Below are 24,388 nucleotides of genomic sequence, written 5' to 3'. Positions count from 1 at the left end.
GCCACGGCGCGGCCTGAACCGCCGCGCCGTTGTTTTAGCTCAGCGAAAGATTGCCGCTGTTTTGAACCGCTTCCGGGGTTTCTGCTAACGGCAGCCAGGCACGGATGCGTAATCCTCCCCGCTCACTGTCGCCAATTTCCAGCGAACCCTGATGTGCATCGATAATACGCTGCACGATAGCCAGTCCCAGACCGGTACCGCTGGTGCTACGCGCACTGTCACCGCGCACAAAGGGCTGGAACAGATGGGCCAGTTGATCGGGTTTAATACCCGGGCCATCGTCTTCAACCTGGAACCAGGCGCGATGCAGTTCCCGACCGCTGCTGACCTTGATCCAGCCATTTCCATAACGTGCTGCGTTCACCACCAGGTTAGCCAGCGCACGTTTAATGGAAAGGGGATTAATCTCCAGCATCAACTCTTCCGCCATCACCGCATTTTCGATTTCACGCTCATAACCGCTTTCTGCGGCCACCACTTCACCCAAAACGCTGTTCAGGTCGGCCAGTTCGGTCTGCATTTCCTGACCGGTGCGCAGGTAGTCAATGAACTGCTCGATGATGGCATTGCACTCTTCGATGTCTTTATTGATCGATTCGGCCAGATAGCCATCCTGCTCGTTCATCATCTCTGTGGCGAGGCGAATACGGGTCAACGGCGTACGTAAATCGTGGCTGACGCCCGCCATGAGCAACGTTCTGTCGTCAGCGAGCTGTTTAACCCCTGCCGCCATCTGGTTGAACGCGCGCGTGACCGAGCGCACTTCTGACGCGCCATACTCACGCAGTGGCGGCGGGATAATGCCTTTGCCGACCTGCAGTGCGGCGTGTTCCAGGTCCACCAGCGGGCGGTTTTGTATGCGGATAAATAGCCAGGCTCCGCCGATCGCCAGCAACATTATCGCCAGGGTATAGCGGAACAGCGGTGAGAAATCACCCTGGTGAATTTCAGTCAGCGGCACGCGCACCCAGATATCGGGCGACAGCCAGGTCTTTAACCAGACAACCGGGGAATTTTTATTAACCTCGACGCGCACATCGGTCGGGCCACCAAGCTGCTGCCCCATCTGATCGCTGAGGAACTTATAGTGCTGTGCCCAGCGCAGTCCGCTCTCCTCTGCCGCCGCATTGGTATAGAGCGAAATACCCAGTTCACGATAGATTTCGCGGCGAAACGCGGGTGGCACTTCCAGCTGCGTGCCATCTTCCAGTTGTAAACGGTCCGTCATCAGCATACGGACTTCATACGCCAGAACCTTATTAAACTGTTGCAGGCTGGGAAGAATGGCGAAGTTCAGCACCACCAGGTAGGTCGTTACCAGGCTGACAAACAGCAAGGTAACGATCAACAACAAGGTGCGGGCAAACGAACTTCGTGGCGAGAAGCGCAACCGCCTCATGCTTTACTGCCGTCCGGTACAAAGACGTAACCCAGGCCCCAAACGGTCTGGATGTAGCGTGGATGAGCCGGATCTTCTTCCACCATGCGACGCAGACGAGAAATCTGAACGTCAATGGAACGCTCCATGGCGCTGTACTCGCGACCGCGGGCCAGGTTCATCAGTTTATCGCGCGACAGCGGCTCACGTGGGTGACTCACCAGCGCCTTAAGCACGGCGAATTCGCCGCTGGTTAACGGCATAGGTTCATCTTCACGGAACATTTCCCGCGTGCCCAGGTTGAGCTTGAACTTACCAAACGCGATGACCGCTTCTTCCTGCGAAGGCGCACCGGGCAGCTCATTGGCCTGACGACGCAGCACGGCACGAATGCGCGCCAGCAGCTCACGCGGGTTGAATGGTTTAGGAATATAGTCGTCCGCACCGATTTCCAGCCCTACGATACGGTCCACTTCTTCACCCTTAGCCGTGACCATGATGATAGGCATGGGATTGCTCTGGCTACGCAGACGGCGGCAAATCGACAGCCCATCTTCGCCAGGCAGCATCAGATCCAGCACCATCAAATGGAAGGATTCGCGGGTTAACAGACGATCCATCTGCTCGGCGTTGGCGACACTGCGCACCTGAAAGCCTTGTTCGGTAAGGTAGCGTTCAAGCAGAGCGCGTAAACGCATATCGTCATCGACGACCAGGATCTTGTAGTTTTCTTGCATTTTTAACTCCCAAAGGCGCGATTGCCTGAGCCAATATTGTTAAAAAAACATGTGGCACAGCGACAGTGTTTAATGGTTTATATTCTAGTCAAAATTGTTACAAAGCATATTAAACAGCAGCTTATATTTAAATTCACGTTCTGCTGACGGAGAAGCCGTTCCGTTTCGTCCTCCGTGGGACAGAATACGGCAAATCTGAAATATTGGCTAAAATTCCGCTATTTACTGGTTTTAACACCGTACCAGTGATAATCGCGCTAACAAAAACAACGGGTTGCTAGAAAATTTGACTTAAATCGAATCTGTTATTGCCCGCTTCTCCGGCAAGCTGCGGTTTATGACTCTGATAACAGCATATTCTTCCGCAAAAAAACAGGATAATACGCGACCGTTCTCGGATTAGTATGAGATCCGCTTTTAATGAGTCCACTTGCAGCTAAAGTCCAATAAATCAATCAGTAAAGCTCACTTTGCGTACTGCCTGATATCACCCAGACTAAAGCAACGCCAATCTGTCGCTTTACGGGGAAAACATGAAAAAAACGATCTTACTGCTGAGCGTACTGGCCTTGTCCAGCATCAGCCAAAGTTATGCCGCCCCTGCAGCCGGTGAAGCCGCCGGTGCACAGGCCACCACAACCGCTCAGGGCAACTCCAATGCCATCGGTATTGGTGCCATTGGCGCGCTGTTGGGCGTAGCGCTGGCGACCGCAGGCGGTGGCGGCGGTGATGGTAACAGCAGCAGCACCTCAACCACGACGTCGACCAAAGCGGGTAAATAAGTCAGCCTCCTCGCCTCATTGTGCTTCCCTGAGCGTGAAGCGCAGTAAAAGGGTTTTTAGCCTGTTAAAAACCCTTTTCTCGCCCCCTTTTTCGCCACACCGGATTTGCTTTACACTGAAGCTCTTTTGATTTGACCGGCTGCAGTACATGAGAACGCGACTGATTACCCGTGAAGGTTTTAACACCTTAAAAGCTGAACTTGATTATCTGTGGCGGGAAGAGCGACCCGAGGTCACCAAAAAAGTGACCTGGGCTGCCAGCCTGGGCGATCGGAGTGAAAATGCCGATTACCAGTACAATAAGAAGCGTTTGCGCGAGATTGACCGCCGCGTCCGCTATCTCAGCAAAAGTCTTGAGCAACTGCGTATTGTGGATTATTCGCCCCAACAGGACGGCAAAGTATTTTTTGGTGCCTGGGTGGAAGTCGAGAATGACGACGGTGAAGTGAAACGCTTTCGTATCGTGGGTTACGATGAAATTTTTGGCCGTAAGGATTACATCTCGATTGACTCGCCGATGGCCCGCGCGCTGTTAAAAAAAGCGGTCGGTGATATGGCCATTGTCGAGACGCCAGCCGGGCCGGCCGCCTGGTATGTTAATGAAATTAGCTATATTGAAGCCTGATTCAGAATATCGCTGAAAGCAGGCCCATTCTCTGGCATTTTCGCCCATCAATCCGTATAACTATCGGCTATTTCTCAACCCAGAAAGCATAATAGTCCGATGATGAATGTTCTTAGCCAGCTAATTGCAAGTGAGCTCCAGGCGCGCCCCGAGCAAGTTGACGCCGCCGTCCGCCTGTTGGATGAAGGGAATACCGTGCCATTCATTGCACGTTATCGTAAAGAGGTGACGGGCGGTCTGGATGATACGCAACTCCGCCAGCTGGAAACCCGCCTCGGCTACCTGCGTGAACTCGCTGAACGCAGGCAGGCCATCCTGAAATCCATTGAGGAACAAGGAAAACTCACCGACGACCTGGCTCAGGCCATCAATAGAACGCTCAGCAAAACAGAACTCGAAGATCTTTACCTGCCCTACAAACCCAAACGCCGCACCCGTGGGCAAATCGCCATCGAAGCCGGTCTGGAGCCGTTGGCCGAGACATTGTGGCAGGATCCCTCGCACGATCCGGAGCAACTGGCTGCCGGTTATGTGAATGCCGATAACGGTGTCGCCGATGTGCGCGCAGCCCTTGATGGCGCGCGCTATATTCTGATGGAGCGCTTTGCTGAAGATGCCGCGCTGCTGGCTAAAGTACGCCACTATTTGTGGAAGAATGCCCATCTGGTATCGAAAGTGGTGGAAGGTAAAGAGGAAGAGGGCGCGAAATTCCGCGACTATTTCGACCACCATGAGCCGCTGCATACCGTACCGTCTCACCGTGCACTGGCGATGCTGCGCGGACGTAACGAAGGCGTGCTGCAGCTGTCACTGAATGCCGATCCGCAATTTGATGAGCCACCGCGCGAAAGTCATGGCGAAACCCTGATTGCCGAACACCTGAACCTGAGACTGAATAACGCGCCCGCCGACAGCTGGCGCAAGGCTGTGGTCAGCTGGACCTGGCGCATCAAGGTGATGCTGCATCTGGAAACCGAGCTGATGGGCACGGTTCGCGAGCGGGCCGAAGATGAGGCCATCAACGTCTTTGCACGCAACCTGCACGATCTGTTGATGGCGGCACCTGCGGGCATGCGTGCCACTATGGGCCTGGATCCAGGCCTGCGTACCGGCGTGAAAGTTGCCGTCGTTGACGCCACCGGCAAGCTGGTCGCCACCGATACCGTTTATCCCCATACTGGCCAGGCCGCGAAAGCGGCGGCGGCCGTGGCGGCGCTGTGCGTGAAGCACCAGGTCGAACTGGTGGCGATCGGAAACGGTACCGGCTCACGTGAAACCGAACGTTTCTTCCTTGATCTGCAAAAGCAGTTCCCGCAGGTCACGGCGCAAAAAGTGATCGTCAGCGAAGCGGGCGCATCGGTCTACTCCGCGTCAGAGTTAGCGGCGCAGGAGTTCCCGGATCTGGATGTCTCCCTGCGCGGGGCGGTTTCTATTGCCCGCCGCTTACAGGATCCGCTTGCCGAGCTGGTGAAAATCGACCCGAAATCCATCGGTGTAGGCCAGTATCAGCATGACGTCAGCCAGAGTCAGCTGGCGAAAAAGCTGGATGCGGTCGTGGAAGACTGCGTGAATGCCGTCGGCGTTGATCTGAACACCGCTTCCGTACCGCTGCTGACGCGCGTAGCAGGTCTGACGCGCATGATGGCGCAAAATATCGTCGGCTGGCGTGACGAAAACGGGCGTTTTCAGAATCGTCAGCAGTTACTCAAGGTGAGCCGCCTGGGGCCGAAAGCCTTTGAGCAATGCGCAGGCTTCCTGCGTATCAATCACGGCGATAACCCGCTGGATGCGTCTACGGTTCACCCCGAAGCCTATCCGGTCGTCGAGCGCATTCTGGCGGCCACGGAACAGGCCCTGACCGATTTGATGGGCAATCCGGCCAGCCTGCGGAATCTGAACGCTGTGGACTTTACCGATGCGCGTTTCGGCTTGCCGACCGTGACTGACATCATGAAAGAGCTGGAAAAACCTGGCCGCGATCCCCGTCCTGAGTTTAAAACCGCGCAGTTCGCGGAAGGCGTGGAAACCCTGAACGACCTGATGCCGGGCATGGTGCTGGAAGGTGCGGTCACTAACGTCACTAACTTCGGTGCTTTCGTGGATATTGGCGTTCATCAGGACGGGCTGGTCCATATCTCTTCCCTGTCCGATAAGTTTGTGGACGATCCGCATCAGGTCGTGAAGGCGGGCGACATCGTCAAAGTCAAAGTCATGGAAGTGGATCTGCAGCGTAAACGTATCGCGCTTACTATGCGTCTTGACGAGCAGCCGGGTGAAGGCCATGCCCGCAGTGGTAAGAGCAGCACGGCACGTGAGGAAAGACGTCCCGCAGCGAACAAAGGCCGGGCGCGTCCCGCCAGTCAGCCAGCAGGTAACAGCGCCATGGGTGATGCCCTGGCTGCGGCCTTCGGTAAGAAGCGCTAGTTAACGGCGGTTACGTCGCCTCTTTCCCGGTGCGGAAGGAGGCGACGCTTCACGCTCTCTTCCCCTTTACGCTGTTCTTAGCCCTCCGCCAGGCTTTGCCTGCCAGCAAGCCATTGCGCCCTTTCGCTGGCTGCGCGTGCGATTAAGTTGAAAATCCTCACCCTGACGCTACGCTAAAAAGACGCCCGTGATAATAACGACACCCGCTGTGGCAGCCCCTTAAAATGGAAAAAATCACTGCTTTACTCGATGCGATTTATGCCGATGCCTTTCCACAGGCTTTACGTGAACGCCTGCTCGCCCTGATTGCAGACGCTCGCGATACCACAAAATTGCCACGTAAAGCGCACTGGGACGAACAGGATGTCGTACTGATTACCTATGCCGATCAGTTTCGCGAACCGAATACGCCTACGCTCCGCACTTTCTCACGCTTTTATCAGCAGCATTTGCAGTCGACCTTTCCACTGGTGCACCTTCTGCCGTTCTATCCTTATTCGTCCGACGACGGTTTTTCCGTCATCGATTACCATCAGGTCAATCCGTTATGTGGCGACTGGCATGACATTGCCCTGCTGCATCAGGAAACACGACTGATGTTCGATTTTGTCTGTAACCATATGTCGGCGCACAGCGCATGGTTTAAGCATTATCTTGCACAGGATCCGGGCTGGGATGATTTTTTTATAAGCCTGCCGCCCACTACCGATCTGAGTGCGGTAACGCGGCCACGGACGTCGCCCTTGCTCACCCCGTTCACGCTGGCAAACGGTGACATTCGTTTTGTCTGGACCACCTTCAGCGCCGATCAAATTGACCTGAACTTTGCCAGCCCTGACGTGCTGCTGCGCATGGTTGAGGTCCTGCTCGACTACCTGAAACGTGGAGCCGATTACGTACGGCTGGATGCAGTGGGCTATATGTGGAAAACACCCGGCACCACGTGCATTCACCTCGAAAAAACGCATCTGCTGGTCAAACTGTTTCGTGCCATCGCCGACGAGGTTGCACCGGGCACCGTGATCATCACTGAAACCAATGTGCCGCATAAAGACAACATCAGCTATTTCGGCAAGGGTTATGATGAAGCCCAGATGGTGTATCAGTTCTCGCTGCCGCCGCTGGTGCTGCACGCCATCCACACCGGCTCGGCGCGTGCGTTACGCCAATGGGCCAGTACCCTTACGACAGGCAATGGCAATACCACTTTTTTCAATTTCCTGGCATCGCACGATGGTATTGGCCTGAATCCGGCACGCGGTATTTTATCTGAAGTGGAAATTACCGCCCTGGTGCGCGATCTGGCGCTGGAAGGTGCGCTGATCTCGTACAAAAATAATCCTGATGGCACAACCAGCCCCTATGAAATCAACGTGACCTATTTCGACGCGCTCAACCGTGAAGGCGATGACGATGAAACGCGGCTCAAACGCTTTATGTTAGCGCACGCTATCTTACTGGCGTTTCCGGGCGTACCCGCCATTTATATCCAGAGCATACTGGGTGCACGTAACGATTATGAGGGCGTACGCGAAGCCGGCCATAACCGGGCGATCAACCGGCAAAAATATGCGATGCCGGAGATTGAAGACGCGCTGGCGAACAGGAACGGTTTACGCCATCAGGTTTATACGCATTTGAGTAAACTGATTCAGCAGCGTCGCCGTCTGGCCGCTTTCCATCCCGATAATCCGATGCAGCTCTTTCAGAGTGATAATGCGCTGTTAATAATGAAGCGTGATGAGCCCGTCCGCGGCGATGCGTTACTGTGTGTATTTAATCTCAGTGGCAGACAGGTTACAGCGCTGTTACCCGAAGCGCGCCTTTTTCAGGATGTGATCAGAGGTGAGAAGGTGGATGGCACCCAGCCCGTGGTGCTGGATGCCTGGCAATTCATGTGGCTACGCTAATTACTTGTACACTTCCGCAGTTGCACTGAACTTACCGTGCTCACGGCCCGCGATCACCAGGAAGTACTTGCCGCCCTTCTCATCCGCTGCTTTTGACAGCTTCTTCTTGGCATCCATTGGCGAGGTGGTTTCTGCCGTGGTGTTTACGGTACCAATTTTGGTCAGATTCATCTTCTGCACTTCTTCTTTGGTGACTTCTTTCGCCGCCAGTGCAGAAAATGACACTGCGCCCATCATCACTGATGCAACTACCCATTTCATAACCTTCATTTGTCTACCCTCATTCATGATCCATTGTTGAGATGTAAGCAGCCGCAAATCGCTTAAGGCTATATCGAACGGCATAGTCATTTCCCTGACTAATCGCATAGAAGTGCAGCGGCCTTGCTCACTCATCAAGTATTGCCGCTACACAGAAATTTGCCAGTTACGGTCTGGGTTAACTGTCTAATCCGCTGATAAATGAAATAATATGCTGGCAGAAGGCGTCAGGATGAGAAATAAACGGCGCATGTGCGGCTTTGTCTGTCACAACAGAAGGCGATGCCGGTAACTGTTGGTCAAGCTGTTGCGCAATGCGACGTGGTACCAGACCATCCAGCGCGCCATAGATGCGCAAAAAAGGCAGCGAAAGCGTGGCAAGCCTGTCACGTAAATCGCATTCGCTCAGAATCTGCAGGCCACCATTCAGCACCGCTACGTCGGGCATCGGCTGTGACAGCACAATGTCTTTCAGCTGGCGTGCATCGGCGCGGGCGCTTTCCGAGCCCATGGTTTGCAGAGCCAGAAAACGCTCAACGGTTCGCTGAAAGTCCTGACTCAACTGCTGCTGAAAGTTATGTAAGGTTAAAGGGGCAATCCCAGGCCAGTCATCGCGGGCGGTAAAGCAAGGTGACGAGGCGACGGTAATCAGGGCACGTAATCGTTCGGGGACGCTCAACGCCAGCTGCGTGGCAACCAGCCCGCCCAGAGACCAGCCCAGTACAGTGGCGCGCGAGGGCAGATGCGGCTCAAGCACCTGTGCCATCGCTTCCAGCGACATTGCCGGAAATCCCTGGCTGCGGCCATAACCGGGTAAATCCACTAAGTGCAGACGGAAATGCGCGCTGAGTCGCGGCACGATGTTTTGCCACACTTCCGCATTCAGTCCCCAACCGTGCAGCAGCACAAGATCGTTATCTCCTTCGCCGCAGGTATGCCAGTAAAGTGAGCTCATCCGTTATGCTTCCATCATTCATTAATAAGGAGGCCACTATGCTACCAATGCCCGCCCTGTGTTGGCTATGCCAGTTGCCGCTACGTCTTGCCCGGCACGGCATTTGCTGTGTCTGTCTGCGCCAGTTGCCCCGCCTGCCCCCGTTATGCCCGGTATGCGGTCTGCCTGCCGCTTCTGGCAATCTGACCTGCGGGCGCTGCCTGCGTCACCCGCCGCCCTGGCAGACGTTAGTCTGCGTCAGCGCCTGGCAGCCCCCGCTCAGCACATGGGTAAACCAGTTAAAATTCTCCGGGACGACCGCACTAAGGGTGATGCTGGCGCGTTTGCTTTTGTTAAGCTGGTTGAATGCGTACCGTAGCAAACGGACGAGCCGTCCCGATCTGCTGATGTGTGTTCCGCTGCATTCACGACGCTGCTGGTGGCGCGGCTACAATCAAACGGCCCTGCTGGCCGCACCCCTGGCTCACTGGCTGGGCTGTGCATTCAGTCCGGCGTTATACCGACGGCGCGCAGGTGCCGTTCAGCATCACTTAAGCGCCCGCCAGCGTCGTCGCAACTTGCGAGGAGCGTTTCATCTTGAAGCCGATGTCACCGGACGCCATATCGCCCTGATCGATGATGTGGTCACCACCGGCAGTACGGTCAAAGAAATCAGCCGGCTGCTCCGGGCGAAAGGCGCAGCCAGCGTGCACATCTGGTGCCTGTGCCGTACCTTGTAGAGCCCGAATGATGGGCGTATTATAACCAACTAAATTAGTCAACTATTGAGCAACTGACATGATCCGAATTACTGATTCTGCCCAAGAGCATTTTTCAAAACTGCTGTCTAAACAAGAAGATGGCACCCAGATTCGCGTATTCGTGATTAACCCGGGTACGCCAACGGCCGAATGCGGCGTGTCATACTGCCCACCCGATGCGGTTGAAGCCACGGATACTGAACTTAAGTTTGAAAAACTGTCCGCGTATGTTGATGAACTGAGCGCGCCCTATCTGGAAGACGCTGAAATTGACTTCGTCACCGATAATCTGGGCTCGCAGCTGACGCTGAAGGCGCCTAACGCTAAGATGCGCAAGGTTTCTGACGATGCGCCACTGGTTGAGCGCGTTGAGTACCTGTTACAGGCGCAGATTAACCCACAGCTGGCCGGACACGGCGGACGCGTTTCGCTGATGGAAATCACCGACGACGGTTTTGCTATCCTGCAGTTTGGTGGCGGCTGTAACGGCTGTTCGATGATCGACGTTACCCTGAAGGATGGCATTGAGAAAGAGTTGCTGGCAGCCTTCCCGCAGTTGAAAGGCGTGCGCGATATTACTGAGCACCAGCGTGGCGAGCACTCGTTCTACTGATGTTCACGCGCGACAGCACCGCTGTCGCGCGTTCCCGTTATCCCGCCTTTCGCCGTTTAGTCACGGTTTTCAGTAGCTTATTGACGTCATCATCGGCAAAGATGCTTTCCAGTGGCTGCACCAGCTTGCGGCGCCAATTGGGATATTGATCGACGGTGCCCGGCACGTTAACCGGCGTGGTCATGCCCAGCCAGTCCTCAGGCTGCAACCCAAGCAGTGCACTGTTAGTATCCGCCAGAAAGCGGTGCACAGACTGATTCAGACCGGGCGTCATCGCGAGCGACGCCGCCTGTTTTGCGCTCCGTGCCGGCACAGCGCCCGCTTTATGTAGTGCATCGAGCAGCGCCTGCTTTTGCCTCAGTCGCTGCTGCTGCAGGTTGAGGACAGTTTTTTTATCGGGATAAAGCCCAAGCTCCTCGCCAAGCTGCAAATCGCCGCCACTCCAGAACCCTGTCAATGTAGGCAGATCGTGCGTGCTGGCGCTGGCGATTGACTGCCGTGGATAGGCCCGGGGCGCGCGATACTGGCCCTGCCTGCCCTGTTCAAACCACAACACTTTCCACGAAAAGACGCCACTGTCGCGCAGCAGACTGACAATCTCTTCAGGCACGGTACCTAAATCCTCGCCGATCACCATACAGCCCTGTCGGTGGCTTTCCAGCGCCAGAATACCTAACAGATCGTGAACCGGATAAGCCACATATGCCCCTTTATCCGCCGTTTCACCCGCCGGTACCCACCAGAGGCGCAGAAGCGCCATTACGTGGTCGATACGTAGCGCGCCGCAGTCACGCATATTCGCACGCAGGATGTCGATAAAGGGCTGATAACCTCTGGCCTGCAGAACATGGGGATCCATCGGCGGCAGCCCCCAGTTTTGGCCCAGCGGACCAAGCCGATCGGGCGGCGCGCCGATGGACGCTTTCAGCCGGTAGAGCTCTGGATCGTGCCAGGTTTCAGCGCTGCCTTCTGCTACGCCGACGGCCAGATCGCGGTACAGGCCGACACTCATACCCAGCGCCTGACTGCGCGCCCAGCACTGCGAAAACTGCTGCTGCGCCAGCCACTGCAACCACTGCCAGAAAGCAATCTCCTCGCCGTGCTGTTCGCACCAGTTCTGCACCTCCGCGGAGCGGCAGTCACGCCAGCTTTCGGACCAGGCAGGCCAGCCTGTCAGTGCGGAGCCTTCACGCTGCATGTCTGCCTGCAGACCGTCATAAACGGCCTGATAGCGCAAACTGTCGCCCCCTTGCTGGATAAATTCGGCAAAGCCTTGTTTCTGCTCATCTTCCGCACGCCGGGCCTGGAACTGAGTCCAGCTATGGCGCAACGCCGTCAGCTTCAGCGCCATCACTGCATCGTAATCCACCCACTCACTTTCCCGGGCCTTGCTGAGTGCTTTTTGGGTTTTCGCGCTTTTCCACCACTTTTGCGCCGCGCGGCTCTGCTGGAAATCCTCTACCTGTGCCACATCGATATAGATAATATTTAACCAGCGACGGGACGACGGACTGTAAGGGCTGGCAAAAGCGGGGCTGGCCGGATAGAGCGCGTGCAGGGGATTCAGGCCGACAAAATCACCACCGCGCGCGGCAAGCTGCTCCAGCAAATATTCCAGATCGCCAAAATCACCAATGCCCCAGTTTGTTGCTGAACGCACGGTATAAAGCTGAACCAGCGCGCCCCAGCGTTTCTCTCCGGCACGCAAGGCCGGGGGCAGATAACAGCGGCGCGGCGCGACGATCACTCTCGTCTGCCACGTCCGCTTGCCCTTGCTCAGGGTAAGCTGGTGATAACCCTGTCCCAGAGGAGAAGGCAGCGTAAAGGGCGCACCACCTTCGAGTGTTCCGCTAAAAGTTTTGCCTTTCTCTGTCTGCAACTGCCAGCTTATGCGACCGTCAATCTGTGGCGCCAGCACGCGTTGGCGATTACCGCTGAAGACCACAACAGGCGGCAGCGGTGATTTGCTGGCTTTCTGCGGGTTTTCCATCACGGCGAGCAAGGCACGCTTTGTCTCATCGCTGATCGCTTCCGGTTCACCGTTCGCATTGAAGTACGTCAGCGCTATTCCTGCCGCCAGTGCGGCTTTATCAAGTGAAGAGGATGTCATCGCAATTCCTTAGCGTTGCGCCTGCCAGATGCGCTGTTGGTAGTCCCGAATTGAACGATCCGAACTAAAAAACCCGGCTCGTGCCGTATTGAGAATGGCGGCGCGCGTCCAGGCTTCCTGATCGCGCCATAACGCCTCAACGCGTTTTTGCGCATCGACGTAAGCCTGATAATCCGCCAGCACCAGCCAGGGATCGCCATTTTTTGTCAGACTCTCCAACATTAGGTCGAATGCATGCTTATCGCCATTACTGAACTTCCCTTTTTTCAGAGACGTCAGTAATTCATCCAGCTCTTTGTTATGCTTGCGGATCTTTTGCGGCTTGTAACCTGCCGCTTTAAGCGCCTTAACCTCATCCACGGTATGGCCGAAAATAAAGATGTTTTCTTCGCCGACCTGTTCGGCGATTTCTACATTCGCCCCATCCAGCGTGCCAATAGTGAGTGCGCCATTTAATGCCAGCTTCATGTTGCCTGTGCCTGAGGCTTCGTAGCCCGCTGTGGAGATCTGCTCCGACAGATCGGCAGCAGGGATCAGGTATTCGGCTGCCGTAATGCGGTAATCCGGCATAAAGACGACTTTGAGTTTGTCGCCAACAAGCGGGTCGTTATTCACCACGTCTGCCACCTTGTTGATGGCATAGATAATGTTTTTTGCCAGGTAATAACCCGGTGCGGCTTTGGCACCAAAGAGAAACACGCGGGGAATCATGCTGGCATCATCGGGATTATCGCGAACGCGTTTATAGCAGTGCAAAATATGCAACAGGCCTAAATGCTGACGCTTATACTCATGCAGCCGCTTGATCTGCACATCAAAGATCGCTTCTGGATTAACAAGGATGCCGGTGCGCTGCGCAATGTAGGTAGCCAGACGCGCTTTGTTATGGCGCTTAACCGCACGGAAGCGCTCACGGAAGGCAGGATCATCCGCACAGGGCTCCAGCCTCTGCAAGGCCGTCAGATTACTGACCCATTCGCATTGAAGCGTATCGTCAATCAGGCTCGACAGGGCGGGATTACACTGCTTAATCCAGCGGCGCGGCGTGATGCCGTTCGTGACATTGTGGAATTTTTGCGGCCAAAGCTGATGGTACTCGGGGAAAAGATCGGTCACGACCAGGCCGGAATGCAGGGCCGCCACGCCATTCACTGCAAAACCGCTCACCACGCACAGGTTTGCCATGCGCACCTGACCATCGGCCACCACTGCCAGCTTCTTCCATATCGCTTTATCACCTGGCCAGCGCTGTTTAACCTGCTGTTTCAGGCGGCGATTGATCTCTTTGATAATGACCATATGACGCGGCAGCACACTGCGCATCAGCTTTTCATCCCAGCGTTCCAGCGCTTCAGGCATTAAGGTGTGATTGGTATAGGCAAACACGCGGCTGGTGATATGCCACGCCTCATCCCAACTCAGCTGATGCGCATCCAGCAATACACGCAGCATTTCCGGTATAGCGATAGTGGGATGCGTATCGTTTAGCTGGATCACTTCATGATCTGGCAGGGCATGGATACTGCGCCCTGCCTGATGATGACGTCGCAAAATATCCGCCACTGCGCAGGCACACTGAAAATATTGCTGCATCAGGCGCAGGCGTTTTCCCTGTGGGTGATTATCGTTGGAATAAAGCACTTTGGTCAGGCTGGCGGCATCAATCCCCTGCTGTTCAGCCTGTAAAAACTTACCATCGTTAAACAGCGTCAGGTCAAAAGGATGTTCGCTGGTGGCTTTCCACAGCCGTAACGGCAGCGTCACCCCGTTACGGTATCCCGTAATCGGCAGATCCCAGGCTTCCCCGCGAAGATAAAGGGCAGGTACCCATTCCAGGCGACCTTCATCGCGCTTGATCACTTTTCCACCCAGCCCGACACGCACATCCAGCGCTGCGTTATGGCGAAACCAGGGATAGGTGTCGCGCTCCCAGTCATCCGGTTCTTCAACCTGTTTGCCCTCTGCGAAGCGCTGGCGGAACAGGCCATATTGATAATTCAGCCCATGTCCGGTTGCAGGCTGGCCTGCCGTCGCCATGGCGTCCATGTAACAGGCCGCCAGCCTTCCCAGGCCGCCGTTACCTAAGGCTGGATCGACCTCTTCTTCCAGCAGTTCGCTCAGCTCAACCTGATGTTCAGCCAGCAGGGCTTTTACCTCATCAAACCAGCCCAGATTAAGCAGGTTATTGCCCGTAAGACGTCCCAGCAGAAATTCCATCGACAGATAGTTCACATGACGTTGTGGCGAGAGGGATCGGGCGGTGGGCTGCACACTGATCACATCATTCATTGCGGCACTGAGTGCCTGCCACCACTGATGCGGCGTCATTTGCCTGGCGGAGGTGTAGCCAAGATGTTGCCATTGGCGGGTTAATGCAGCCTGAAAGCGGGATTTATTGAATTTCTGCTGTGGCATATCACTCCCTTTGTATCCATATGGGTAAGGTAAACATGGCATGCGCATGGGCCGGCAACATGGCCAGCGACCGTTTTAATTAAATACGTGAGTGCGGGAAAAAGCGACAGACTGAGGTAAAAAACGCCAGTTTACTCACTGGCGGGCAGGAATTAGCAAAGTTCGAGGTGAACGTCGTGCTGTTCAATCACCTTCATGACGCTGGCGGGCGGCATTTTATCGGTATAAAGATAATCAAGCTGGCTCATATTGCCCAGGTTGACCATGGCATTACGTCCAAATTTCGAGTGATCCACAACCAGCATGACACAGCGTGAGTTCTCGATGATGGCGCGCTTGGTGCGCACCTCGTGGTAGTCGAACTCCAGCAGTGATCCGTCCATATCAATGCCGCTAATCCCGAGGATGCCGTAATCAAGGCGAAACTGTGAAATAAAGTCCAGCGTCGCTTCGCCCATGACCGCGCCGTCACGGGTACGTACTTCGCCACCCGCAATAATGACTCTGAAGTCCGGTTTGCCCATCAACAGCATGGCTACGTTCAGGTTGTTCGTCACCACGCGCAGATCGCTGTGGCCCAGCAGCGCATGCGCCACCGCTTCCGGCGTGGTGCCGATATCAATAAACAGCGTTGCGCCGTCGGGAATCTGGCTGGCAACGCGCTGGGCAATGCGCGCTTTTTCGGCCGACCACATCATTTTACGGTCCTGCCAGGCGGTGTTCTCCGAGCTGGAGGGCAAAGCCGCCCCACCGTGGTGCCGTTGAATTTTATTTTGATCGGCAAGGTCGTTTAAATCACGACGAATCGTTTGTGGGCTGACTTCAAAATGGTCGACCAGCTCCTCAGTACTGACATATCCCTGACGCCGAACCAGATCAATAATGGCGTCATGACGTTGCGTCTGCTTCACATTCCTCTCCTGTTTCGGGCTTATTCTTCTTCGTTGTGACTAGCGTTTTTTCTTGCGCGTATCAACAAATGCCATCGCCAGGCCAACCAGTAGCCCACCCACGTGCGCGGCATTGGCGATGGCCAGACCAAAGGCCCCAAACCAGCCGACCACCAGCCAGACGAGGGCAAATCCGATTAACCCGCGCTCCAGACAGATACCACTCTCAGGATCGCGTTCGCCACGCAGCCAGCAATATCCCATTAATGCATAGACCACGCCGGACAGACCACCAAACCAGATGCCGCTGAACTTTGCCTGCAGCCAGCCACTGAGCAGGGCGGAGATCAGTAAAATGACAAAAAGTTTGCCGCTGCCTAACCGTTTTTCTACCGCTCCGCCGAGATACCACCACCACATCAGGTTAAACAAGATATGCAGCAGCGAAAAATGCAGCAACGCATGACTAAACCAGCGCCAGACCTCAAAGTGCTGATCGGCATCGGGCCAGGCTAACCAGTACATTACGGTGCGATCGCCCAGCACCTGCATCAGAATAAAGACGGCGATACAGGCCAGCACCACGACGGTCGTCAATGGTCCGGCCCGCTCACGTATGTTTGCCCAAATGTTGCTGCGCTCATAGCGCAGGCCGCTGTCGGTTTTACCACTTTGCCAGCTCGCTGCCTGGTAGCGCGGATGGTTGGGATCGCGCACGAACGCCTGAAGTTCGTTTTCGACCATTGACAGCTGACTTTCATCATCCAGCACAATGACATAGTGACTTTCATGCTCAATACGCAATTTCACGCCACGCGTCGCCATGTAGTCAACAAAAGCCTGCGCCATGCGCGGCTGATTAAATTGGGTAATGCGCATTACTCACTCTCCGTGTTACGCCCGCTTATTTATTCAGCGCCGCTGGCAACCTGTTGAGGAAAGGCGGCGCGCCAGGCGTCAAATCCGCCATCTATACTGTAAGCCGTGGCAAATCCCTGACCATGCAGATAGTCCGCCGCGCCCTTACTGCTGTTGCCGTGATAGCACATCACCAGTACAGGCAGGCTCATGTCAGTGGTGCTGATGAAATCATTGAGGTTGCTGTTCGACAAATGCAAGGCGCCGCGAGCATGGCCGAGTGCAAAACTTTGCGCATCGCGAATATCCACCAGCACTGCGCCCTGCTCAAGATGCGCCTGCGCCTGGTGAACATCGATACATTGGTAGGTTTCCATGGTGTCTCTCATCATGTTTCATCATCAAAATGACAGCTAGTGTAACCCGATAATCCTCGGCAATAACCTGACAATAATTGTGGCTACTCACCTTTCCGCACACATAATGTTATCCATATCACGCAAAATTGTTTTTAAGCGGTTAAATACTGGCATCAATGTTGGTTTGCGATTATGATTATGCTCGAAAACGAACATAAGTGAACTATTCCGAACATCGGAGGAGACAACGTGGAAACCAAAGACCTGATCGTTATCGGCGGCGGCATCAACGGTGCTGGCATCGCAGCAGACGCTGCAGGACGCGGACTGTCGGTGTTAATGCTAGAGGCGCGGGACCTGGCTTGCGCGACCTCTTCCGCCAGTTCAAAACTGATTCATGGTGGCCTGCGCTACCTTGAACATTATGAGTTTCGTCTGGTAAGTGAAGCGCTGGCTGAGCGCGAAGTGCTGCTAAAAATGGCACCGCATATCGCGTTCCCGATGCGTTTCCGCCTGCCGCACCGTCCGCATCTGCGCCCGGCCTGGATGATTCGCACCGGTCTGTTCATGTATGACCACCTGGGCAAACGCACCAGCCTGCCGGGCAGTAAAAGCCTGACCTTTGGGCCGGATTCGGCGCTGAAGCCTGAAATTAAACGTGGTTTCGAGTATTCCGACTGCTGGGTCGATGATGCCCGTATGGTCGTCCTCAATGCGCAGGAAGTGGTTAAACATGGCGGTGAAGTGCGCACCCGTACCCGCGTTACCCGCGCGTGGCGTGAAAATGGCCTGTGGATGGTCGAAGCAGAAGACATTGACAGCGGCAAAACCTTGACCTGGCAGGCTAAAGGTCTGGTCAACGCAGCCGGCCCCTGGGTTAAGCAATTCTTTGACGACGGGCTGGCGCTGAAGTCGCCTTACGGTATCCGCCTGATTAAAGGCAGCCATATCGTGGTGCCACGCGTTCACAACGAAAAGCAGGCTTATATCCTGCAAAACGAAGATAACCGCATTGTGTTTGTCATTCCGTGGATGGACGAGTTTTCCATCATCGGCACAACCGACGTGGAATACAAAGGCGATCCGAAAAATGTCGCTATTGACGACAACGAAATCGACTACATCCTGAAAGTGTACAACGGCCACTTTAAAAAGCAGTTAACGCCAGACGATATCGTCTGGACCTATTCCGGCGTGCGCCCGCTGTGTGATGATGAATCGGATTCGCCGCAGGCCATCACCCGTGACTACACGCTGGACGTCCGTGATGAAAACGGTAAAACGCCATTACTGTCGGTCTTTGGCGGTAAATTAACGACCTATCGCAAGCTGGCTGAGCATGCGATGGAGAAACTGGCGAAGTATTATCCCAAGGCTGGCCCGGCCTGGACGAAGAACTGCGTATTGCCCGGCGGTAATATCTCTGGCACCAGTGATGACTACGCTGCCAGCCTGCGCCGCCGTTATCCGTTTATTACTGAAAACATGGCGCGCCACTATTCCCGCACTTACGGCAGCAACACGGAACTGCTGCTCAACGATGCAACGTCGCTGGAAGATCTGGGTGAGAACTTTGGCCACGAGTTTTATGAGGCCGAACTGCGTTACCTTGTTCAGCATGAATGGGTGCGTGAAGTCGACGACGCTATCTGGCGCCGTACCAAGCAAGGTATGTGGCTCAACGAAGCCCAGCAGGCACGTATCGCTGAGTGGCTGGCGGAGAAGGCCAAGCCGACGCTGTCGCTGGCCTCGTAACAGCGCGTCAGCGCTGAGCGTGCGGCACAACAGGTTACGGCCTGTTGTGCCGTTTTTTTTTGCCTGCGCGGCTGGGCGGTGGTGGGAAAGCGGCTGATAAAACGCTGAGAGGGTTTCGCTCGCCAGACGGCCTGGAGTTTCAGCCAGGCCGGTGCGGGCGACCGACAAGGGGCCGCCAGCCTCCGCGGCCCCTTGACCCCGGGCTCCCGTCCTGCCCACCCGCCGCTGCGCGGTGCCTTCGCTCCTTCAGGATTTCTACGGACCGCCAGGACGCGCCATCCATGGCGCGGCCCGGCTCTCGCCGACGTCCTGTCGGCTCATCCGGAAATCCCTCATCCGCTCAGCGGGTGGGAAGGCCGCCCCAAACCCCCGCTTCACTGTCTCTGTGTTAAAGCCACTTCCGGTGTCGCTGTAGGTGACCGGAAAGTCCTACAGTCTGCTGGTTTTGAATCAATGCCTGTTTATAAAAACTTTTTTGAATCCCACTGTACACATTCACTACAGACAACACCCGCTTTTAAAAGAAACCAGGACTGGCAGGCGGGGGTTTTTCTGCCGGCATCCGCCGCGCTGAGGAGGGAACGGAGGCCAGGACGGCGCGGCAGGGATACCGCGCAGAGGACGGCTGCGCCAGGGACGGCGCATCCGGACGGCCCGTGAGGCCGGAGTGAGAGACGAAGGAACAGCGACGGCTGCCGGCCGCCGGGATTGTTAAGGGGCTGGCGCAAGCCCCTTAACCCGGCCGCCTGCACGGACTGGCTGAAACTGCCATCGCCTGGCGGGCGGAAAATTCCCCGATGCAGGACCGTAATCTTCCCGCCCCGCGGCCAAACAGACCAATCCTCAGACAACACCACACCACATCAGTAACACGATCCCACAGGCAGGGGTTTCCTGCCGGCATCCGGCGCGCTGAGGAGGGAACGGAGGCCAGGACGGCGCGGCAGGATGCCGCGCAGAGGACGGCTGCGCCAGGGACGGCGCATCCGGACGGTCCGTCAGGCCGGAATGAGTGACGAAGGCACAGCGACGGCTGCCGGCCGCCGGGATTGTTAAGGGGCTGGCGCAAGCCCCTTAACCCGGCCGCCTGCACGGACTGGCTGAAACTGCCATCGCCTAGCGGGCGGAAAATTCCCCGATGCAGGACCGTAATCTTCCCGCCCCGCGGCCAAACAGACCAATCCTCAGACAACACCACACCACATCAGTAACACGATCCCACAGGCAGGGGTTTCCTGCCGGCATCCGGCGCGCTGAGGAGGGAACGGAGGCCAGGACGGAGCGGCAGGGATGCCGCGCAGAGGACGGCTGCGCCAGGGACGGCGCATCCGGACGGTCCGTCAGGCCGCAGTGAGTGACGAAGGCACAGCGACGGCTGACGGCCGCCGGGATTGTTAAGGGGCTGGCGCAAGCCCCTTAACCCGGCCGCCTGCACGGACTGGCTGAAACTGCCATCGCCTGGCGGGCGGAAAACTCCCGGTGTACGACCGTAATCTCCCCCGGCCCGCGGGCAAAATATTCCCGACACACAACCGTAATCTCCCCCGCCCCGCGGGCAAAATATTCCCGGCGCACAACCGTAAACCCTCACCCCACGAACAACGCCCCAATAAAAAAGGGGCTGTCACCAGCCCCCCTCAATCTCAACTTTACCGCCAGACTACAACCTCACCGGCGAAATGTTCCAGATCTCATCCGCATACTCCTGAATCGTGCGGTCAGACGAGAAATAGCCCATGCCGGCGATGTTCATGGCGGCGCGGCGCTGCCATTCGTCTGGCTGACGATACAGTTCATCAACCTTATCCTGCGTATCCACATAGCTGCGGTAATCCGCCAGCAACTGGTAGTGATCGCCAAAGTTCACCAGCAAATCGAACAGGTTACGGTAGCGGCCCGGATCCTGCGGGCTAAAGACGCCCGAGGCGAGCTGGGTCAGCACCTGGTGCAGTTCGGCATCTTCTTCATAGTACTTACGCGGGTTGTAGCCTGCCTGACGCAAGGCTTCAACCTGCGGAGTGGTGTTACCAAAAATAAAGAAGTTTTCTTTGCCCACATGCTCCAGCATTTCGACGTTGGCACCGTCCAGCGTGCCAATGGTCAGCGCACCGTTGAGGGCAAATTTCATGTTACTGGTGCCCGAGGCTTCGGTACCTGCCGTCGAGATTTGCTCAGAGAGATCGGCCGCCGGAATAATAATCTGCGCCAGACTCACGCTGTAGTTAGGGATAAAGACGACCTTCAGCTTATTTTTAACCTGAGGATCATTGTTAATCACCTTCGCCACATCGTTAATCAAATGGATAATGTGCTTGGCAACGTAGTACGCCGAAGCCGCTTTACCCGCAAAAATATTCACGCGCGGCACCCACTCGGCATCGGGATCGGCCTTGATGCGGTTGTAACGGGTAATCACGTGCAGGACGTTAAGTAACTGGCGCTTATACTCATGAATACGCTTGATCTGAACGTCGAACAACGCGTTAGGATCGATCACCACATCGAGGTTTTTCGCCACCCAGACGGCGAGCCGTTTTTTGTTTTCCAGCTTGGCATCCGCCACTTTCTCAATAAAGGCCGGGTAATCGATACAGGCTTTCAGCTCGCTGAGCTGGCTTAAATCTGTCCGCCAGTTACGGCCAATCTGCTCATCCAGTAATTCAGACAGAGGTGGGTTTGCCAGCGCCAGCCAGCGGCGCGGCGTAACGCCATTGGTTTTGTTGCAGAAACGGCCGGGGAACAGGCGGGAGAAATCGGCAAACAGGGACTGAACCATCAGGTTCGAGTGCAGCTCTGAAACGCCATTGACCTTGTGACTGACGACCACGGCCAGCCAGGCCATGCGCACCCGGCGCCCGTCGTTCTCATCAATGATAGAAATGCGCGACAGCAGATCCCAGTCGTCAGGATAATATTCCTGAATCGTTTTAAGGAAAAAGTCGTTGATTTCAAAAATGATGCTGAGGTGGCGCGGCAGGATCTTGCCAATCATATCTACCGGCCAGGTTTCCAGCGCTTCGCTCATCAAGGTGTGGTTGGTATACGAAAACACCTGGCAGCACACATCGAACGCATCATCCCAGGTAAATTTATGCTCATCAATCAACAACCGCATCAGCTCGGGAATCGCCAGCACCGGATGGGTGTCATTGAGGTGAATGGCAATTTTGTCCGCCAGGTTGCCCCAGGTCCGGTGCATCGTCCAGTGACGATTCAGAATGTCCTGCACGGTAGCCGACACGAGGAAATATTCCTGGCGCAAACGCAGTTCCCGACCGGAATAGGTTGAGTCGTCGGGGTAAAGCACGCGGGACACGTTTTCTGAGTGGTTCTTGTCTTCCACAGCCGCAAAATAGTCACCCTGATTGAATTTACCCAGGTTGATTTCGTTACTGGCCTGCGCGCCCCACAAACGTAACGTGTTAGTAGAATCCGTATCGTAGCCCGGGATGATTTGATCGTAGGCCATAGCCAGAATCTCTTCGGTTTCCAGCCAGCGAACCTTGGCCCCTTCGTGCTGAACACGGCCACCGAAGCGAACTTTATAACGGGTGTTGAAACGCTGGAACTCCCACGGGTTGCCGTATTCAAGCCAGTAATCCGGTGACTCTTTCTGCTCGCCATCCACAATATTCTGTTTGAACATGCCGTAATCGTAGCGAATGCCGTAGCCGCGGCCCGGCATACCGAGCGTTGCCAGCGAGTCCAGGAAGCAGGCCGCGAGGCGACCCAGGCCACCGTTACCCAGACCGGGATCGTTCTCTTCTTCCATCAACTCGGCCAGATCGAGGCCCATTTCGTCGAGCGCCAGATTGAGATCGTCGTAGATCCCCATCGCCAGCAGAGCATTACCCAACGTGCGCCCCATCAGAAATTCCATCGACAGGTAATAAACCTGCCGCACATCCTGAGAAAGTTGCGCGCGGTTAGAACGCAGCCAGCGCTCAACCATACGATCGCGCACGGCCAGCAGTGCGGCGTTCAGCCATTCGTGTTTATTCGCAATGGAAGGGTCTTTACCAATGGTGAACATCAGTTTGTATGCAATTGAGTGCTTTAAAGCATCAACCGTCAACGTAGGTGAAGCGTAAGTGAATGGTGTATTCATTTTCAGTTTCCCAATCCGTTACAACAAACGTTGATAAAGATCGCGGTAGGCTTGAGCGGCGACCTGCCAGCTAAAATCCATCCCCATCGCCTGACGCTGCACATAACGCCACAGTGAAGGGCGAGACCACAACACAAACGCGCGACGAATGGCCCTTAATAAAGACCAGGCATTACTGTCTTCAAAACTGAATCCACTGGCAATACCATCCGCAAGGTTTTCCAGCGAACTGTCGTTTACCGTATCGGCCAGGCCGCCCGTGCGACGCACTAATGGCAGGGTGCCATATTTCAGTCCGTAGAGCTGTGTCAGACCACAAGGCTCGAAGCGGCTTGGCACCATGATGACATCCGCGCCGCCAACAATGCGATGCGAAAACGCTTCGTGGTAGCCAATCTGTACGCCAACACTGCCAGGATGTTCCGCCGCAGCGGCCAGAAAACCCTGTTGCAGTTCGGCATCACCCTGCCCTAACAGCACCAGTTGTCCGCCCTGAGCCAGCAAACCGGGCAGCGCTTCCAGTACCAGATCCAGCCCTTTCTGCCGGGTCAGGCGGCTGATCACGGCAAAGACGGGGGCTTTGTCGTCCACCTTCAGTCCCATCGCCACCTGCAGCTGACGCTTGTTTTCCGCTTTGGCTTCCAGCGTATCGCGGTTATAGCGTGAGCTCAGCAGCAGATCATGGGAGGGATCCCAGATTGCCGGATCGACACCATTTAACACACCGCTTAAACGCCCTTCGCGCATCCGTTGGGCCAGCAGGGTTTCCATGCCGTAACCGTATTCGGGCGTGGTGATTTCATGCGCATAGGTTGGGCTTACGGCCGTCACATGATCTGCGTAAAACAGGCCCGCTTTCAGATACGAGATCTGTCCAAAAAACTCCAGGCCGTACATATTAAAAAAGGATTGTGGCAGTTGAATCTGATCCAGATGATGCGCGGAAAACAGTCCCTGATAGGCCAGGTTATGCACGGTGAAAACGGATTTTGCAGGCCGTCCACGCGCTTCAAGATAGGCACAGGTCAGCCCTGCATGCCAGTCGTGTGCGTGGACGATATCGGGCCGCCAGTAGCTGTCCAGACCGCAGCCTAACTCACAGCCCATCCACCCCAGTAAAGCAAAGCGTAAATAGTTGTCGACGTAGGCAAACTGCGATTCATCATGATAAGGACTACCCGGACGATCATAGAGATCAGGGGCATCAATAAGGTAAATGCCTACCCCATCAAACTGCCCAAACAGTAAGCGAACGGGCCCGGCAAACGTCTGCAACTCCGCCACCAACTGCGTATCCGGTATTCCTTTACGTAATGCAGGAAACGCGGGAAGTAACACTCGCGTATCTGTTCCACCCGCAATTTGTGCCTGAGGTAATGCCCCGACTACATCAGCCAGCCCGCCCGTTTTCAACAGCGGGAAAAGTTCTGAACAGACATGTAAAACCTGCATCCTCGACCTCATTAAG

18 protein-coding genes are annotated in these 24,388 nt (G+C 55.6%); 7 read left to right on the top strand and 11 right to left on the bottom strand.

Annotated elements, in window-relative coordinates; translation table 11 throughout:
- Positions 1-34 precede the first annotated feature (34 nt).
- Together envZ and ompR are read right to left on the bottom strand one after the other, a co-directional pair.
- Complete coding sequence (gene envZ / locus C7433_RS19210) at positions 35-1,399, bottom strand: two-component system sensor histidine kinase EnvZ (protein ID WP_006121011.1); 1,365 nt, start codon at positions 1,397-1,399, stop codon at positions 35-37.
- A complete protein-coding gene (gene ompR, locus C7433_RS19205; RefSeq protein WP_001157751.1) occupies positions 1,396-2,115 on the bottom strand; it encodes a two-component system response regulator OmpR in 720 nt (239 codons plus the stop codon). The genes envZ and ompR overlap by 4 nt, the downstream gene beginning before the upstream one ends.
- 533 nt (positions 2,116-2,648) lie before the next feature.
- Between ompR and yjbE the strand changes: the two genes are divergently transcribed.
- From yjbE to C7433_RS19185, 4 genes are all read left to right on the top strand, one after another.
- The gene (yjbE, locus tag C7433_RS19200) at positions 2,649-2,897 is read left to right on the top strand and encodes an exopolysaccharide production protein YjbE (protein ID WP_006121012.1); all 249 of its coding nucleotides are present in this window, start codon (positions 2,649-2,651) and stop codon (positions 2,895-2,897) included.
- Positions 2,898-3,045: 148 nt separating this feature from the next.
- Complete coding sequence (gene greB / locus C7433_RS19195; RefSeq protein WP_033741594.1) at positions 3,046-3,522, top strand: transcription elongation factor GreB; 477 nt, start codon at positions 3,046-3,048, stop codon at positions 3,520-3,522.
- A gap of 99 nt (positions 3,523-3,621) precedes the next feature.
- Positions 3,622-5,946, top strand: a complete 2,325-nt coding sequence (locus C7433_RS19190) for a Tex family protein (RefSeq protein ID WP_110268734.1) — start codon at positions 3,622-3,624, stop codon at positions 5,944-5,946.
- 224 nt (positions 5,947-6,170) lie between these two features.
- Entirely contained in the window at positions 6,171-7,856 is a 1,686-nt protein-coding gene (locus C7433_RS19185) for a sugar phosphorylase (protein ID WP_110268733.1), read from the top strand.
- Here C7433_RS19185 and C7433_RS19180 read toward each other — a convergent pair whose 3' ends face one another.
- Together C7433_RS19180 and bioH are read right to left on the bottom strand one after the other, a co-directional pair.
- Positions 7,857-8,126 carry a YdgH/BhsA/McbA-like domain containing protein gene (locus tag C7433_RS19180; protein WP_006121016.1) on the bottom strand — a complete coding sequence of 90 codons (270 nt, stop codon included), beginning with the start codon at positions 8,124-8,126 and terminating at the stop codon, positions 7,857-7,859.
- 169 nt (positions 8,127-8,295) lie between these two features.
- Positions 8,296-9,072, bottom strand: coding sequence for a pimeloyl-ACP methyl ester esterase BioH (gene bioH, locus C7433_RS19175; protein WP_110268732.1), 777 nt, complete (start codon positions 9,070-9,072; stop codon positions 8,296-8,298).
- Positions 9,073-9,110: 38 nt separating this feature from the next.
- Between bioH and gntX the strand changes: the two genes are divergently transcribed.
- Together gntX and nfuA are read left to right on the top strand one after the other, a co-directional pair.
- Entirely contained in the window at positions 9,111-9,791 is a 681-nt protein-coding gene (gene gntX, locus C7433_RS19170; RefSeq protein ID WP_110268731.1) for a DNA utilization protein GntX, read from the top strand.
- A 58-nt stretch (positions 9,792-9,849) separates the two neighbouring features.
- The gene (gene nfuA, locus C7433_RS19165; RefSeq protein WP_033741605.1) at positions 9,850-10,425 is read left to right on the top strand and encodes a Fe-S biogenesis protein NfuA; all 576 of its coding nucleotides are present in this window, start codon (positions 9,850-9,852) and stop codon (positions 10,423-10,425) included.
- A gap of 37 nt (positions 10,426-10,462) precedes the next feature.
- Here the strand turns inward: nfuA and malQ are convergent, their stop codons facing one another.
- The 5 genes from malQ to glpE all read right to left on the bottom strand — a co-directional run bounded on the left by malQ (position 10,463) and on the right by glpE (position 17,075).
- Positions 10,463-12,535 carry a 4-alpha-glucanotransferase gene (gene malQ, locus C7433_RS19160; RefSeq protein WP_110268730.1) on the bottom strand — a complete coding sequence of 691 codons (2,073 nt, stop codon included), beginning with the start codon at positions 12,533-12,535 and terminating at the stop codon, positions 10,463-10,465.
- Positions 12,536-12,544: 9 nt separating this feature from the next.
- Positions 12,545-14,950, bottom strand: coding sequence for a maltodextrin phosphorylase (malP, locus tag C7433_RS19155; protein ID WP_110268729.1), 2,406 nt, complete (start codon positions 14,948-14,950; stop codon positions 12,545-12,547).
- Between the two features lie 152 nt (positions 14,951-15,102).
- The gene (locus C7433_RS19150; RefSeq protein WP_006121023.1) at positions 15,103-15,861 is read right to left on the bottom strand and encodes a DeoR/GlpR family transcriptional regulator; all 759 of its coding nucleotides are present in this window, start codon (positions 15,859-15,861) and stop codon (positions 15,103-15,105) included.
- Positions 15,862-15,900: 39 nt separating this feature from the next.
- Positions 15,901-16,719 carry a rhomboid family intramembrane serine protease GlpG gene (gene glpG / locus C7433_RS19145; protein ID WP_039342694.1) on the bottom strand — a complete coding sequence of 273 codons (819 nt, stop codon included), beginning with the start codon at positions 16,717-16,719 and terminating at the stop codon, positions 15,901-15,903.
- A gap of 29 nt (positions 16,720-16,748) precedes the next feature.
- Positions 16,749-17,075, bottom strand: coding sequence for a thiosulfate sulfurtransferase GlpE (gene glpE, locus C7433_RS19140; protein ID WP_006121025.1), 327 nt, complete (start codon positions 17,073-17,075; stop codon positions 16,749-16,751).
- 231 nt (positions 17,076-17,306) lie between these two features.
- On the opposite strand from glpE, the gene glpD reads away from it, so the two are divergent.
- Positions 17,307-18,812 carry a glycerol-3-phosphate dehydrogenase gene (gene glpD, locus C7433_RS19135; protein ID WP_039342698.1) on the top strand — a complete coding sequence of 502 codons (1,506 nt, stop codon included), beginning with the start codon at positions 17,307-17,309 and terminating at the stop codon, positions 18,810-18,812.
- Positions 18,813-20,472: 1,660 nt separating this feature from the next.
- On the opposite strand, the gene glgP is transcribed toward glpD, so the two are convergent.
- Together glgP and glgA are read right to left on the bottom strand one after the other, a co-directional pair.
- The gene (gene glgP / locus C7433_RS19125; RefSeq protein WP_033738164.1) at positions 20,473-22,920 is read right to left on the bottom strand and encodes a glycogen phosphorylase; all 2,448 of its coding nucleotides are present in this window, start codon (positions 22,918-22,920) and stop codon (positions 20,473-20,475) included.
- Positions 22,921-22,938: 18 nt separating this feature from the next.
- A complete protein-coding gene (gene glgA / locus C7433_RS19120; RefSeq protein ID WP_033738165.1) occupies positions 22,939-24,372 on the bottom strand; it encodes a glycogen synthase GlgA in 1,434 nt (477 codons plus the stop codon).
- Between the last annotated feature and the right edge of the window lie 16 nt (positions 24,373-24,388).

The organism is Pantoea sp. PNA 03-3 (assembly GCF_003201175.1).
Lineage (GTDB): Bacteria > Pseudomonadota > Gammaproteobacteria > Enterobacterales > Enterobacteriaceae > Pantoea > Pantoea stewartii.
Note: the sequence above shows the minus strand (reverse complement) of the source record. Positions and strands in the feature narration are given on the sequence as shown.

What these genes read in the sequence shown, in the direction of transcription:
- glpG (WP_039342694.1), bottom strand. Translation starts at nt 16,719, where the DNA reads ATGCGCATTACCCAATTTAATCAGCCGCGCATGGCGCAGGCTTTTGTT.
- C7433_RS19180 (WP_006121016.1), bottom strand. Translation starts at nt 8,126, where the DNA reads ATGAAGGTTATGAAATGGGTAGTTGCATCAGTGATGATGGGCGCAGTG.
- glpE (WP_006121025.1), bottom strand. Translation starts at nt 17,075, where the DNA reads ATGGAAACCTACCAATGTATCGATGTTCACCAGGCGCAGGCGCATCTT.
- ompR (WP_001157751.1), bottom strand. Translation starts at nt 2,115, where the DNA reads ATGCAAGAAAACTACAAGATCCTGGTCGTCGATGACGATATGCGTTTA.
- malP (WP_110268729.1), bottom strand. Translation starts at nt 14,950, where the DNA reads ATGCCACAGCAGAAATTCAATAAATCCCGCTTTCAGGCTGCATTAACC.
- yjbE (WP_006121012.1), top strand. Translation starts at nt 2,649, where the DNA reads ATGAAAAAAACGATCTTACTGCTGAGCGTACTGGCCTTGTCCAGCATC.
- gntX (WP_110268731.1), top strand. Translation starts at nt 9,111, where the DNA reads ATGCTACCAATGCCCGCCCTGTGTTGGCTATGCCAGTTGCCGCTACGT.
- glgP (WP_033738164.1), bottom strand. Translation starts at nt 22,920, where the DNA reads ATGAATACACCATTCACTTACGCTTCACCTACGTTGACGGTTGATGCT.
- envZ (WP_006121011.1), bottom strand. Translation starts at nt 1,399, where the DNA reads ATGAGGCGGTTGCGCTTCTCGCCACGAAGTTCGTTTGCCCGCACCTTG.
- nfuA (WP_033741605.1), top strand. Translation starts at nt 9,850, where the DNA reads ATGATCCGAATTACTGATTCTGCCCAAGAGCATTTTTCAAAACTGCTG.
- C7433_RS19185 (WP_110268733.1), top strand. Translation starts at nt 6,171, where the DNA reads ATGGAAAAAATCACTGCTTTACTCGATGCGATTTATGCCGATGCCTTT.
- bioH (WP_110268732.1), bottom strand. Translation starts at nt 9,072, where the DNA reads ATGAGCTCACTTTACTGGCATACCTGCGGCGAAGGAGATAACGATCTT.
- C7433_RS19190 (WP_110268734.1), top strand. Translation starts at nt 3,622, where the DNA reads ATGATGAATGTTCTTAGCCAGCTAATTGCAAGTGAGCTCCAGGCGCGC.
- malQ (WP_110268730.1), bottom strand. Translation starts at nt 12,535, where the DNA reads ATGACATCCTCTTCACTTGATAAAGCCGCACTGGCGGCAGGAATAGCG.
- glgA (WP_033738165.1), bottom strand. Translation starts at nt 24,372, where the DNA reads ATGCAGGTTTTACATGTCTGTTCAGAACTTTTCCCGCTGTTGAAAACG.
- greB (WP_033741594.1), top strand. Translation starts at nt 3,046, where the DNA reads ATGAGAACGCGACTGATTACCCGTGAAGGTTTTAACACCTTAAAAGCT.